The 13,077-nt window shown below is 68.3% G+C and carries 10 protein-coding genes; all 10 read right to left on the reverse strand.

Annotation, left to right across the window (positions count from 1 at the left end):
- Positions 1-491: 491 nt before the first annotated feature.
- The 10 genes from flhA to DI526_RS11975 all read right to left on the reverse strand — a co-directional run bounded on the left by flhA (position 492) and on the right by DI526_RS11975 (position 12,964).
- Positions 492-2,594 (reverse strand): flagellar biosynthesis protein FlhA, encoded by a 2,103-nt coding sequence (gene flhA, locus DI526_RS11930; protein WP_304277932.1) that lies wholly within the window; start codon positions 2,592-2,594, stop codon positions 492-494.
- Between the two features lie 137 nt (positions 2,595-2,731).
- Positions 2,732-4,099, reverse strand: coding sequence for a sigma-54-dependent transcriptional regulator FlbD (gene flbD / locus DI526_RS11935; RefSeq protein ID WP_304277935.1), 1,368 nt, complete (start codon positions 4,097-4,099; stop codon positions 2,732-2,734).
- A gap of 68 nt (positions 4,100-4,167) precedes the next feature.
- Positions 4,168-4,500, reverse strand: coding sequence for a flagellar motor switch protein FliN (fliN, locus tag DI526_RS11940; RefSeq protein ID WP_304277937.1), 333 nt, complete (start codon positions 4,498-4,500; stop codon positions 4,168-4,170).
- Positions 4,501-4,515: 15 nt separating this feature from the next.
- On the reverse strand, positions 4,516-5,154 hold the full coding sequence (locus DI526_RS11945; protein WP_304277969.1) for a flagellar assembly protein FliH: 639 nt from the start codon (positions 5,152-5,154) through the stop codon (positions 4,516-4,518).
- A gap of 10 nt (positions 5,155-5,164) precedes the next feature.
- On the reverse strand, positions 5,165-6,181 hold the full coding sequence (gene fliG / locus DI526_RS11950; protein ID WP_304277971.1) for a flagellar motor switch protein FliG: 1,017 nt from the start codon (positions 6,179-6,181) through the stop codon (positions 5,165-5,167).
- 5 nt (positions 6,182-6,186) lie between these two features.
- On the reverse strand, positions 6,187-7,836 hold the full coding sequence (gene fliF, locus DI526_RS11955; protein ID WP_304277974.1) for a flagellar basal-body MS-ring/collar protein FliF: 1,650 nt from the start codon (positions 7,834-7,836) through the stop codon (positions 6,187-6,189).
- A gap of 265 nt (positions 7,837-8,101) precedes the next feature.
- On the reverse strand, positions 8,102-8,383 hold the full coding sequence (gene sciP / locus DI526_RS11960) for a CtrA inhibitor SciP (RefSeq protein ID WP_013080463.1): 282 nt from the start codon (positions 8,381-8,383) through the stop codon (positions 8,102-8,104).
- A 167-nt stretch (positions 8,384-8,550) separates the two neighbouring features.
- A complete protein-coding gene (gene flgE / locus DI526_RS11965; RefSeq protein WP_304277982.1) occupies positions 8,551-10,248 on the reverse strand; it encodes a flagellar hook protein FlgE in 1,698 nt (565 codons plus the stop codon).
- Between the two features lie 119 nt (positions 10,249-10,367).
- Complete coding sequence (locus DI526_RS11970; RefSeq protein ID WP_304277984.1) at positions 10,368-11,102, reverse strand: flagellar hook assembly protein FlgD; 735 nt, start codon at positions 11,100-11,102, stop codon at positions 10,368-10,370.
- 8 nt (positions 11,103-11,110) lie between these two features.
- Complete coding sequence (locus DI526_RS11975) at positions 11,111-12,964, reverse strand: flagellar hook-length control protein FliK (RefSeq protein WP_304277988.1); 1,854 nt, start codon at positions 12,962-12,964, stop codon at positions 11,111-11,113.
- Positions 12,965-13,077 lie beyond the last annotated feature (113 nt).

A 13,077-nucleotide genomic window follows, 5' to 3' on the forward strand; every position in this document is an offset into this window, starting at 1 on the left:
CCTCAACCAGCCAATCTGATCATCCTCAACCGTCACGGATGTCTCCGAACACCTGTCACGGATGTCCCCGGTCTGAACAAACAGCAGGGGGAGAGGGAAGTTAGTCCGACTAGGGTCGAGGCTGTGTGAAAACTCCTGCTGGCCGCAAAACACCCTTAGCCACGCCCCTAAAAATCGCCAATCAGGCGCTCTGTGGCTCTTAGCGGCCGGTCGGGACACGAAAGCTCTCCTTCGCGAGACATCTCAGCTCCGCGTTTCCACACAGCCTCGGTCGTTTCCAGTCTCCAGCCTAAATCCGGAAAGCCGACCTTCCCGGCGAATGCCGGGATCCAGATCGAACCCGTGAGAGCCCAACTCTTGAGCGCGGAGCGATATCGCATCACCCCCAGCCGCTCCGGATGAATCTGGGCCCCGGCATTCGCCGGGGAGGTCGGTTTGTTGGAAACGTCAGTTCGGCTTGAGGCGCGTCTCGTCTTCGGCGAGCTCAGCCCCTACACCATCCCCACAGTCCGCAACCGCGCGCGCGGGTGGATCTCGTTCTGGCTCATCACCACGGTCTGGCCGCGGAAGCGCTCGATGATCGAGCGGACATAGGGGCGCACGCCGGGGCTGGTCAGCAGGACGGGGGACTCGCCGGCCAGGGCCGCGCGTTCGAAGGCGTCGCGGACGCCGCGGATGAAGTCCTGCAGGCGCGAGGGCGGCAAAGCCAGCTGTTTGTCGTCGCCGGGACCGATCAGGCTCTCTGCGAAGGCCTGCTCCCAGTCGGCCGACAGGGTGATGATCGGCAGGGCGCCGTCGTCGCCGCGATTGGCCCAGCACAGCTGGCGGGCCAGGCGGGCGCGGACCTGCTCGACCAGCAGGGTGACGGAAGCCGTGTGCGGCGCGGCCTCGCCGATGCCTTCCAGGATCTGCGGCAGGTCGCGGATCGAAACGCGCTCGCGCAGCAGCGACTGCAGCACGCGCTGGACGGTGGCGGCGGTGGCCGTGCCCGGGATCAGGTCGTCGACCAGCTTCTTCTGCGTCTCGGGCAGCTCCTTCAGCAGCTTCTGGACCTCGGCGTAGGAGAGCAGGTCGGCCATGTTCTCCTTGAGGATCTCGGTCAGGTGCGTGGTCAGCACCGTGGCCGGGTCGACGACCGTGTAGCCCCGGAAGGTCGCCTCCTCGCGCAGGTCGTCGGCGATCCAGGTGGCCGGCAGGCCGAAGGCCGGTTCGCGCACGTGCTCGCCGGGCAGCTCCACCTGACCGCCGCGCGGGTCCATGCACATCAGCATGCCAAGCCGCACCTCGCCGGCGCCGGCCTCCATCTCCTTGATGCGGATGGCGTAGCCCTGGTTGGCCAGGCGCATGTTGTCCAGGATCCGGACCGGCGGCATGACGAAGCCGTACTCGCTGGCCAGGGTCTTGCGCAGGGCGCGGATCTGGTCGGTCAGCTTGCGGCCGTCCAGGTCGTTGATCAGGGTCAGCAGGCCGTAGCCCAGCTCGATCTTGACGTCGTCGATGGCGAGCGACGCGCTGATCGGTTCCTCCTCGGCCTCGGCCGGGGCGGCGGCCTCGAGGGCGGCGGGATCTATGGGCTTGGGCGCCTTGGCGTCCTGGATGCGCTTGTAGGCCAGGAGGCCCGAACCGACCGCCACGGCCGCGAACGGGATGATCGGCATGCCCGGGATCAGGGCCATGACGCCGGCCGAGGCCGAGACCATGCCGAGCGCGGCCGGGTTCATCGCCAGCTGGGTGGTCAGGGCCTTGTCGGCCGAGCCTTCCACGCCGGCCTTGGACACGACCATGCCGGCCGCGATCGAGATGATCAGGGCCGGGATCTGGCTGACCAGGCCGTCGCCGATGGTCATGATGGTGTAGGACGAGGCGGCCTCGCCGATCGGGATCTTGTGCTGCACCACCCCGATGATGATGCCGCCGACGATGTTGATGCCGGTGATGATCAGGCCGGCGATCGCGTCGCCCTTCACGAACTTGCTGGCGCCGTCCATGGCCCCGAAGAACGTGCTTTCCTGCTCCAGCTCCTTGCGGCGCAGCTTGGCGCCTTCCTGGTCGATCAGGCCGGTCGACAGGTCGGCGTCGATCGCCATCTGCTTGCCGGGCATGGAGTCCAGGGTGAAGCGGGCGGCGACTTCGGCGATCCGGCCCGAACCCTTGGTCACGACCATGAAGTTCACGACGATCAGGATGATGAAGACGATCACCCCGATGACGAAGTTGCCCTGCATCATCAGGTGGCCGAAGGCCTCGATCACCGCGCCAGCGCCGCCCGTGCCCTCCTGGCCGTGACCGAGGATCAGGCGGGTCGAGGCGATATTCAGGCCCAGCCGGTAGAGCGTCGCGACAAGCAGCACGGTCGGGAACGAGGTGAACTCCAGCGGCTTCTTGATCAGGATCGCGGTCATCAGGATCAGCACCGATCCCGTCACCGAAATGGCCAGCAGCAGGTCCAGCAGGAACGACGGGACCGGCAGGATCAGCAGGACGATGATGCCGACGACGCCCAGGGCCAGGCCCATCTCGCCGCGCAGGAACCCGTCCAGCAGCGACTTGGCGCTGGGCATCGAGCTTGCGGTCGGGGCGGCGGCTTCGGCCATTCGGAACCTTGGAACGGTGAAGGTCTAGCGGACCAGCGCTTGGAGCGATTTGCGGTCCGCGGCCATATCCTTAATGAAAATTAGCCATGTGCGGCGCCGGACCGATGGTCGCGGCGCCGCGGCATCTTGGCCTCGCCTTAGGCGGCGGCGCCGACCCCGCCCTGGGGCGGCGGCACCGGCACGCCGGCGTCGGAATACTCCTTCAGCTTGTTGCGCAGGGTGCGGATCGAGATGCCCAGGATGTTGGCCGCGTGGGTGCGGTTGCCCAGGCAGTGCTCCAGGGTGTCGATGATCAGCTTCTGCTCGACCTCGGCCACCGTCGAGCCGACGAAGGTGCGCGAGACGGCGTCGGCGGCCATCTGGGCCCCGCGCGCGACCGCCACGTCCGGGGCCGGGGCCATCGGCTGGCCGTCGGGCAGGCGGATGGCGAATTCCTCAATCTCCGCGCCGGTCGACAGCAGCACCGCGCGGTGCATGGCGTTTTCCAGTTCGCGGACGTTGCCGGGCCAGCGGTGGGCGACCAGCCGGCGCTTGGCCTCGGCCGAGATCGGCTTTTCCGGGATGCCGTTGGCGGCCGAGTACTTCTTCACGAAGAACTCGCACAGGCTGATCACGTCGCCCGGACGCTCGCGCAGCGGCGGCAGGCGCAGGTTCACGACGTTCAGGCGATAGAGCAGGTCTTCGCGGAACGTGCCGTCCTTCACGGCCTGGGCCAGGTCGCGGTTCGAGGTGGCGAGGATGCGGATGTCGACCTTGACCGGCTTGGCGCCGCCGACGCGGTCGATCTCGCGCTCCTGGATGGCGCGCAGCAGCTTGGCCTGCAGGCGGGCGTCCATCTCGCTGATTTCGTCCAGCAGCAGGGTGCCGCCGTTGGCTTCCTCGAACTTGCCGATGCGGCGGGCCATGGCGCCGGTGAAGGCGCCCTTCTCGTGGCCGAACAGCTCGCTTTCCAGCAGGTTCTCGGGGATGGCGGCGCAGTTGACGCTGATGAACGGCGCCTTGGCCCGGCGGGACTTGCCGTGGACGTAGCGGGCCATGACCTCCTTACCCGAGCCGCTCTCTCCGGTGATCAGGATCGAGGCGTCGGACGGGGCGACCTGGTCGGCCAGCTTGAGGACCTGCTCCATGGCCGGATCGCGGACGATCATCGGCTTGTCGTCGTCGCTGACGGCGGCCAGGACCGCGGCGATCAGCTCGGCGTCCGGCGGCAGCGGGATGAACTCCTTGGCGCCGGCCTTGATGGCGGCGGCGGCGCGCATCGGGTCGGCGTCGACGCCGCAGGCCACCACCGGCGCTCGGATCCGCTCGGCCTCGTTGGCGGCGATCAGGCCGGCGATGTCGAGGGCGTAGTCGACCATCAGGAGGTCAGCGCCCTGCCCCGCTCGAAGCGCGTTGGTCGCCTGCTCCGTCGTTTCGACGTGCGAGACCTTGGCCCCCGCGTTCATCGCCATCTTCACGGCGACCGAGAGCTGCCCGTTCAGTTTTCCGACGACCAGAAGCCGCATCTCTTACTCTCCCGAAGCTCTTCCGAGGGAAGAACCCAATCCCAGAATTTCCTTTGACGATCCGAGCCTTAGCTCTGGTCGCCGTCCTTGATGATTTCCGTCATGGTCACGCCCAGGCGCTCGTCGACGACGACCACCTCGCCGCGCGCCACCAGGCGGTTGTTGACGTAGATGTCGATCGCCTCGCCGACCTTGCGGTCGAGCTCCAGGATCGAGCCCTGGCCCAGCTGCAGCAGCTGCGCCACCGACATGTGGGCCCGGCCCAGCACGGCGGAGATGTTGACCGGGACGTCGAAGACCGGCGCCAGGTCCGAGGCGGTCTTGTCGGCGATCTCGACCGGCATTTCGGAGGCCAGCATCGCGCCGCCGAATTCGTCGAGGGTGAGGTTGTCTTCGGACATCGGTGTCAGCCTCGCTTATGAGAACATGGGTTCGGCGTGGAGGCCTTCAGCGGCGATCGCCGCCTCCAGCGCTTCGGCGACACGCTGGGCGGCGCCGCTGGGATCGAAGGCCGCGCGGCCCTCGCCCCAGTCGAAGGTGAAGGCGGCCGGCGGCATGGCGCCGTCGGCCCGGGCGACGATCTGGCCCTGGTAGCCGATCTGGGCGGCGACCGTTTCCAGCGCCTGCTGGGTGCGCTCCTCCATCTCGGGGGAAACCCGAACGAAGATGCGCGGCTGGGCCTCGACCTCGCGGGCGAGCGCCTCCAGGGCCGCCGTGACCGGGGCCTCGGGAAAATTGACCAGGGCCGCGTCGGCGATCTTGCGGGCGCAGGCCAGGGCCAGCATGGCCGCGCCTTCGCGATGCTCGTGGGCGACGTGGGTCAGGGCGCCGAAGGCTTCGCGCACGGCGCCGGCGATGTCGGCCAGGGCGTGGGCGGCGTCCTGCTCGGCGCGCGCCACGGCCGAGCGCTCGCCCTGCGCGTAGGCCTGGGCCTTGGCCGCCTCGACCTCTTCGGGCGTGAAGTTCTTCTTCACCTTCGGCGGCTCGTAGGCCACGCCGCCGCGATCGTCGAAGACGGTGTCGAAAGCGAACTTGCGAGGGGGTGTGTCGATCATGCCATCCGCCTCAGTAGATCAGCTCGTCTTCGGTGCCCGAGCCGGCCAGCATGATCTCGCCCTTGGCGGCGAGATCCTTGGCGACCTGGACCATGCCCACCTGGGCGGCGTCGACGTCCTTCAGGCGCACGGGGCCCATGCTGTCCATGTCCTCGCGCATGATCTTGGCCGCGCGCTCGGACATGTTCGACATGAACATGTCGCGCAGCTTGTCCGAGGCGCCCTTCAGCGCCAGGGCCAGCTGTTCCTTCGGCGTGCTGCGCAGCAGGGTCTGGATGCCGCCGGGGTCCAGCTTCGACAGGTCCTCGAACACGAACATCAGGGCCCGGATGCGCTCGGCCGCCTCGCGGTTGCGCTCTTCCAGGGCGGCGATGAAGCGGGCCTCGGTCTGGCGGTCGAAGTTGTTGAAGATCTCGGCCATCATCTCGTGGCTGTCGCGCTTCGAGGTGCGGGCCAGGTTCGACATGAACTCGGTGCGCAGAGTCATCTCGATCTTGTCGAGGATCTCGCGCTGCACCGGCTCCATGCGCAGCATCCGCGTCACGCATTCCAGGGCGAAGTCTTCGGGGAGGCAGGCCAGCACGCGGGCGGCGTGGTCGCTCTTCACCTTCGACAGCACCACCGCGACGGTCTGCGGGTACTCGTTCTTCAGATAGTTGGCGAGCACGGCCTCGTTCACGTTGCCGAGCTTGTCCCACATGGTCCGACCCGCCGGACCGCGGATCTCCTCCATCAGGGCGTCGACCTTGTCCTGCGGCATGAACGAGGCCAGCAGGCGCTGGGTCTGCTCGTACGAGCCCATGATCGCGCCGGTCGAGCTCATGCCCGAGACGAACTCGACCAGCAGGTCTTCGACCACCGAGGCCGACACCGTGCCGAGGCCCGCCATGGCCTGGGACACTTCCTTGATTTCCTCGTCGTCCAGGGCTTCCCAGATGCGGGTGTGATCCTCGCCCAGGGCCAGCAGCACGATGGCCGCCTTTTCAGGCCCCGACAGCTTCTGGACGTCGTTGACTGCGACTTTCATGGCCGTCAGCTCGACTCATGGAGCCAGTTGCGCAGGATCGCGACCGACTCTTCGGGGTGCTTTTCAACGAACTCCGACACCCGCTTGATCGACGAGGCCTTCACCTGGCCTTCGATCTTGGCGATGTCGATCCGGGCGTCGATGTCGCTGACCGGGCCGGCGATCGCCAGCGGCTCGCCGCTCTCGTCGACCACGACCTGCTGCTGGGTGCCGTCCGACAGGGTGATCATGCGGGTGACCGGCTGGCCGGGGCTCGGCAGGGCGGCGGTGACGTTGGGCTCGGACAGGTTCTTGATGAACGGGCGGACGGCGAACAGCAGGATCAGGATGGCGACGATCCCCAGAACGCCAAGCTCGGCGAAGCGCATGATGTCGTTCTTGTCGAAGCCCGACAGCAGACCCTGCTTCTCAAGGCCCTGGTCCTCGGGTTGCGGGAACTTGATGTTGGTGACCTTGACCTGGTCGCCGCGGGCGGCGTCGAAGCCTACGGCGGTCTTCACCAGGTCCTCGATCTGCTGGATCTCCTGGGCGGTGCGCGGGGTGTAGGCGCCAGGCTTGCCGTCCTTGCCGGGAGGGGCCGTGACGCCGTCGATGGCGACCGCCACCGCAACCTTCCGGATCGTGCCCGGCTCCTGGACGGTGGTCTTCACCGACTTGGAGATCTCGTAGTTGGTGACGCTTTCGTTGGCCCCGGCGCGCGAGCCCAGCTGCTGGAAGCCGCCCGCGCCCTGCCCCGGCACGTTGGCGGCCGCCGTCGTGCCCGAGTTGTCCTCGTTCTTGTTTTCCTGGCTGTTCGACTCGTTGGTGCTTTCCGACCGGACCACCTGGCCATCGGGATCGAAGCGCTCTTCCTGGGTGGTGACGCGGTTCAGGTCGAGGTCGGCGGTGACGTTGACGCGCGCCTTGCCCGGGCCGAGCACGCCTTCGATCATGTCCTTGACGGTCTTGGCGATGCGGGCCTCGGCCTCGACCTTGCGATCCTGGGCTTCCTTGCCGGCCAGGCTGTCGTCGCTCGGCGCCGACAGGGTCTTGCCGTGCTGGTCGATGACCGCGACCTTCTCGGCCTTCATGTTCGGCACCGACGACGAGACCAGGTTCTGGATCGCGTGGACCATGTCGGTCGAGGGCTCGCGCGAGCCGACGCCGATGGTGACGGCGGCGGAAGGCTGCTCGGCGTCCTCCTCGAACAGCTGGCGCTTGGGCAGAACGAGGTGCACGCGCACGCTGTTGACGCCCTGCATGGCCTTGATCGTCCGCTCCAGCTCGCCCTGCAGGGCGCGCTGGCGGTTCAGCTGCTGGACGAAGTCGGTCTGGCCGAGCGCATTGCCGCCGTCGAAGATCTCGTAGCCGATCGAGCCGGAGCTCACGAGCCCCTTGCCGGCGACCATCAGGCGGGCGCTGGCGACCTTGTCGCGCGGCACCAGGATGGTCGAGCCGTCGCCCTTGGTCTCGAACTTGATGCCCGCCTGGCTCAGCGCCTGGGTGACGTCCGAGGCCTCTTTCAGGTCTAGGTTGGAATAGAGCAGCTCATTGGGCTCGCGCCCCATGAACATGATGAGGGCCACCAGCACGGCCACCACACCGGCGCCGACGCCCAGCATCGCGGCCAACCGACCGACGCCGAACCTCTGAATCGAACCCAGAAAGCTTTCCACGAAGCCCCATCCCCTGATCAACCGCCCCGACGGGGGCGACCGGCGAACGCGAACGAAGCGCTTGCCGGTAGGCAGGATTTACCCAGTACAAGGTAAACGAGGCGTTTATATTTGGCGGCGCGGGCGACACGCCGGGGCGCCAAAACGTCGCGGCCGCGCCCGGGAGGGCGCGGCCGCTGAACGTCGTCTAACCCTTTTGGCGCAAGGCTTTCAGGGTGTTCGATGCGAGCAGGGACGGTCAAGGCGACGCACTCCCCGCTCCTCGTTAACGATACTGCTGGATCCGCGTGGTCCGCAGCCCGGCCATGCCGTGCCGGTCGATCGACTGCTGCCAGGCGAGGAATTCCTCGTTGGTCAGCTTGTAGCGATCGCACGCCTCGTCCAGCGAGAGCAGGCCCCCGCGAACAGCGGCCACGACCTCGGCCTTCCGCCGAATGACCCAACGCTGGGTTTCCGGCGGCGGCAAATCCGACAGGGTAAGCGGCGCGCCGGTGGGCCCGATCACATACTTCTCACCCCGGCTGTTTGTGCGCTGCTGTTGCAACATGGCTTTACGCCTTTCCCACAACCATCACTGTTGGAGGCCACTATAGGAGCCGCCCAATAACAGCGGCTTAATTCCAATAGTAAAGAAAGGCCTAAAACAATACGGTTTTAGCACTCCGCCGTGTCTCAACCTGAGACACGAGTATTAAAGAAGGTTAAATCCTATGACTAGCGCTTAATATTCAGCAGCTCCTCGAGCATCTGGTCTGCGGTCGTGATGATCTTTGACGAAGCCGAGTAGGCCCGTTGCGTGGTGATCAGCCCGGTGAACTCAGTCGACAGGTCGACGGTCGACGCTTCCAGAGTAGAAGGCGCCAGCGCGCCGGCGCCGCCCTGGCTCGGAGCCTTGAGGCTATAGGTGCCGCTTTCATTGGTGACGCGGTAAGCGTTGCCGTTCACGCCCTTAAGGCCGTTGGGGTTCGAGAACGTGGCCACGGCCACCTGCGCGATCCGGCGGGTGACGCCGTTGTCGAAGATCGCCGAGACGTAGCCCTTCTCGTCGACTTCGATATTGGTCAGGTTGCCGAAGGCCGTACCGTTGGTGTTGACCGACTGGACGACCGACTGGCTGTTGTACTGGGTCAGGCCGCCGGCGGCGCTGGCCAGGTCGATCTGCACGGCCTGGGTGTCGATGCCGAGGCTGGCGGCCCATTCCACCGGCGCGGCCGCCGGCGGGGCGGGCGGCGCCGCGGTGGTGCCCGACGCGCCGATCGTGATCGAGGTCGGGCTGGTCGAGCCGAACAGCGTCCCGGTATTCTTCAGCTTGCCGTCGGTGGTGAAGGTGATGATGCCGCTGCTGATCAGGCCGTTGGACTGGAACTGCAGGTCGCCCGGCTTGGCGCGCAGTTCGGCGTACCACTCGTTGGGGCCGGGGCCTTTCAGCATGGACAGGGTGACGGTGCGCTGGCCGCCCTTGGAGTCCGACAGCGGGATCTGGATCTCGAAGTCCGGCTTGACGCCGACATTGCTCGGGACCGTCTTCAGCTGATCCATGGCGTAGTCGGCCATCGAGTTGTTCTGCGGATCATAGAAGCCGGCGGCCTTGTCCAGGCCCAGGTCGGTCAGGTTGAGCGTCGCGGTGCTGGGCGCGGGCAGGTTCATCGTCGTGAGGCTGGCGCCCGGCAGGCCGCTGGCGGTGATCGCGTGCGGAGCCGTCGCCGAATAGGTCACGGCGCCGCTGCCGATCACCACGCCGTTCTCATAGACCTTGGCGTTGTACTGATAGGCCGTGCCCGTGGGCTCATAGCTGATCGTCAGGTTGTGCTTCGTGCCGCCGGAGTCGGCGACGGCGGTCTTGACGACGCTCAGCGACGAGGACACCGGCTGCTCGGAACGCAGGTTGGCGTTGACGCCGACGCGGGTGGTCTTCTCGGCGGTGCCGCCGACGGTGCCGACGTTGATCGAGTGCAGCTGCATCAGGTCGGACGGATCGGGCGTGATCGTGCCCGTCACCGGATCGGCCAGCCAGCCTTGCAGATAGAGGCCGGCGTCGTTGCGCAGGTAGCCCAGGCTGTCCAGCTGGAACGAGCCGGCGCGCGTGAACGAGCGGGTGTCGGTGGCCGTGACGTTTTCCGGCTTCTCGGTGGTGACGAAGAAGCCCGAGCCGGAGATCGACAGGTCGAGGTTCGAGGTCGTCGACTGGGTTAGGCCCTGCTGGCTGACGAACTGGTGCGTCTGGGCCTTCACGCCGCCGGCGCTGTAGGTCTGGTTCTTCGAGCCCGAGGTGACCAGGGTCGAGAAGTTCGAGCTCGAACGCTTGAAGCCGACCGTGTTGACGTTGGCGATATTGTCCGAGATCGCCGCGAGGGCGGACGAGTTGGCGACCAGACCGGAGACGCCGGCGAGCATGGCGCTGTTGATGCTCATAACGGTAATCCTGCGTTGAAAGGGTTCGAGGGTTCAGCGCGGTTTGCGTTTGGATCCTGGGGAAGACCGTCTTCCGAGGATCGCGTCGGCGTCGTTCTGACGCCCGGTCGATCGGTTGATCAGGCGGCCGCGGGGGCCGTCTGGTCGCTGGTGGTTGTGGTTGTGGCTGTCGCCGTGGCTGCGGCGGTGATGCCGATGACGTTGTCGATGGGGATGGCCCTGCCATCGACGATGACCTTGGATTGGCCGGTGGAGTTGTCGACGGCGGTGACGACGCCTTCGGTACGGCCCTTGATGTTGCTGACCTTGATGTCCTTGCCGTCGCCGCCCACCGCCTTGACGGCGATGGTGTAGACGCCGCCGTCGGCCAGCGCGGTTCCCGCGTCGTCCTTGCCGTCCCAGGTGAGGGTGTGATCGCCGCTCTTCTGGTCTTCGGGCTTGAGGGTGCGGACCACCTTGCCGGCGGCGTTCTTCACCTCGACCGTCAGCGCCGTCGAGGCGCCGGCCTGGGTCCAGGAGAAGGTCGCCTTGCCGTTCTTCAGGGTCGAATTGTCGGTGGTCGCGGTGACCTGCTTGCCGATCATCGACACGCCCTCGGACAGGCCGGTGCCGGTGTTCATGCCGACCAGGGCCGCCAGCAGGTCGTTGGTGACCAGCTGCTGCTCGACGCCCGTCATCTGGGTGATCTGCTGGGTCATCTGGGTCGTGTCGGTCGGCGACAGCGGATCCTGGTTCTTCAGCTGCGTGGTCAGCAGCTTCAGGAAGGTCTCGGTGTTGTTCGCCATCGACGTCCGGCCGTTGTTGATCCGGTCGAGGACGGAGGTGGTGTTCTGCGAGGAGACGGCGGTGGCCATGGGCGTTCCTAGATCCGGATGTCCAGGCCGCTGTCGGCGGCCGTCTTGAGGCCGGGCAGCAGGTCGGAGGGGGTGATGACGATGTCTTCCTCGGCGGTCATGGCGGCGTGGAAAGCCTGGCCCGCGAAGGCGCGGCGACCCTGGTCGTTCCAGCCGTCGAACGCGAAGAAGGCGTTGGGGTTCTGGCCGTTGTTCTGGCTGGACACGTCGAAGGACAGGGCGTTGTCGGCGACGTTGAAGCCGGCGTCCGCAAGCGCCTGGCGCAGCTCGCCCGCCTTGCCGCGCAGTTCCTGGGCGGCGTGGACGGTGTCGAACCGCATCGAGGCGGTCAGGGCGCCGTCGCGGCCGATCTCGATGCGCACGTCGACCTTGCCCAGCCCGTCCGGCGTCAGGGCGACGTCGAAGCGGGTGGTCTTGGCGTCGGCCTTCTTGACGATCTCGGCCGACAGGGCCGCAACGGTCTCCGGCGAGCCGCGCACCGGCGCGGGCGCGGCGGCCGGGGTCGAGGCGCTGGTGATCGGCGCGGCGGCGGCGGGCGGCGGGGCGACGACCGCGGCCGGCGCGGCGGCCGGAGCCGGGGCCTCGATCGCGGCGACGTTGACGGCGGCCGAGGGCTTGTCGCCGTCGGCGTCGCGGGTGTCGGAAGCATCGGTCGCGGCGACCGCGGTCACGGCCTGGGCCGTCTCGACCGGCGCGGCGTCGGCGAGCTTGGCCTGAAGCGGCTGCGGCGCGGGCGCCTTGGCGGTCTCGGCGGGCTTGGCCGTCGGCGCGGCCTCGACGGTCTCGGCCACGTCCGTGGCGAGCGTCGCGGCGGCGACGGCCTCGACGGCCACGGGGGCCGGCTCGGCGAGCTGGGCGGCCAGGACGGAGGCGGCGACCGGCGGCGGCGCGGCGGCGGCCGCCGGCGGGGCCACGACCTGGGCGGTCACGGTCGCCTTGGGCGCTTCGACCTGCGGCTTGGCGGCGTCGGCGGCCTTGCCCTGGACGGGCGCCGCGTCCTGGGCGGCGGGCTGCTCGGAGACCGCAGGGTCGACGGCCAGGGGCGTCGCGGCCTCGTCGGAAGCCCGCTGGGACAGGGCCTCGAGCGCGGTCGCGTCGACGGCGGCGGACGGCACCGTTTCGGGCACAGCGGCGGCGGTCAGGAGCGCGGCGGCGGCCTGCGCCTTCGCCGGCGCGGCGTCGGCGGGCTCTGAGGCGCTGGTCGGCGGCGCGAGCGCGACGGTCTCGGCCGTCACCGGCGCGTCGGTCGCGGCGTCGGTCAGGGCGGCGAAGGCGGCGGGCTCCTCCGGGGGGACGGCTGCAGCCTCGAGCGCCGGCGCGGTGGGCTCCGGCTCGGCCGGGACCGGCGTCGGGGCCGGGGCGGCCATCGCGGCGATCAGGGCCGCCGCGGCGGCGGCCTGGGCGGCGGCGTCGACCTGGGCGGCGTCGGCGGCCACGGCGATCTCGGCGACCTGGTCCGCCTTGGCGTCGGTCTTGGCGGCCTTGGCGTCGGCCTGGTCGGCCGCGGCGTCGCTCTTGGCGTCGGCCTTGTCGGCCGCCTCGTCGCTCTTGCTGGCCTTGTCGGCGCGAGCGTCCTTGGCGTCCTGGACGGCGTCGGCGCGGTCGTCGGCCCGGTCGGCGGCGCCGGTGTCGGCCTTGGCCTCGGTCTTGGCCGGGCGATCGGCGGGCTTGGAGGCCCGGATGTCGTCGTCGCGGGAGTCGCTCTTGGACTCGGCGCGGGCCGGAGCGCGGGGCGCCGGCGTGTCGTCCTTGCGGCCGGCGAGGGCCATCAGGGCGTCGAAGCCTTCGTTGGTCGCCTTCGCGCCGGCGGCGGGAGCCGGCGTGGCGGTCGGAGCGGCGATGGGTGCGGCGATCGCGGTCATTCGCAGTCGAAGCTCGGTTGGCGGCGGTTCATGACGAACGCGCCTTGGCCGCTCCCCTCCAGCAATGGTCGGGCCAACTCGCCGAGCCTCCGCCAAGCAACTGATTTATCTCG

The sequence above is a fragment of the Caulobacter segnis genome (assembly GCF_003243465.1).
Classification (GTDB): domain Bacteria; phylum Pseudomonadota; class Alphaproteobacteria; order Caulobacterales; family Caulobacteraceae; genus Caulobacter; species Caulobacter segnis_A.

Coding starts and splice junctions, on each gene's coding strand:
- flhA (WP_304277932.1), bottom strand. CDS start 2,594: ATGGCCGAAGCCGCCGCCCCGACCGCAAGCTCGATGCCCAGCGCCAAG.
- flbD (WP_304277935.1), bottom strand. CDS start 4,099: ATGCGGCTTCTGGTCGTCGGAAAACTGAACGGGCAGCTCTCGGTCGCC.
- fliN (WP_304277937.1), bottom strand. CDS start 4,500: ATGTCCGAAGACAACCTCACCCTCGACGAATTCGGCGGCGCGATGCTG.
- DI526_RS11945 (WP_304277969.1), bottom strand. CDS start 5,154: ATGATCGACACACCCCCTCGCAAGTTCGCTTTCGACACCGTCTTCGAC.
- fliG (WP_304277971.1), bottom strand. CDS start 6,181: ATGAAAGTCGCAGTCAACGACGTCCAGAAGCTGTCGGGGCCTGAAAAG.
- sciP (WP_013080463.1), bottom strand. CDS start 8,383: ATGTTGCAACAGCAGCGCACAAACAGCCGGGGTGAGAAGTATGTGATC.
- flgE (WP_304277982.1), bottom strand. CDS start 10,248: ATGAGCATCAACAGCGCCATGCTCGCCGGCGTCTCCGGTCTGGTCGCC.
- DI526_RS11970 (WP_304277984.1), bottom strand. CDS start 11,102: ATGGCCACCGCCGTCTCCTCGCAGAACACCACCTCCGTCCTCGACCGG.
- DI526_RS11975 (WP_304277988.1), bottom strand. CDS start 12,964: ATGACCGCGATCGCCGCACCCATCGCCGCTCCGACCGCCACGCCGGCT.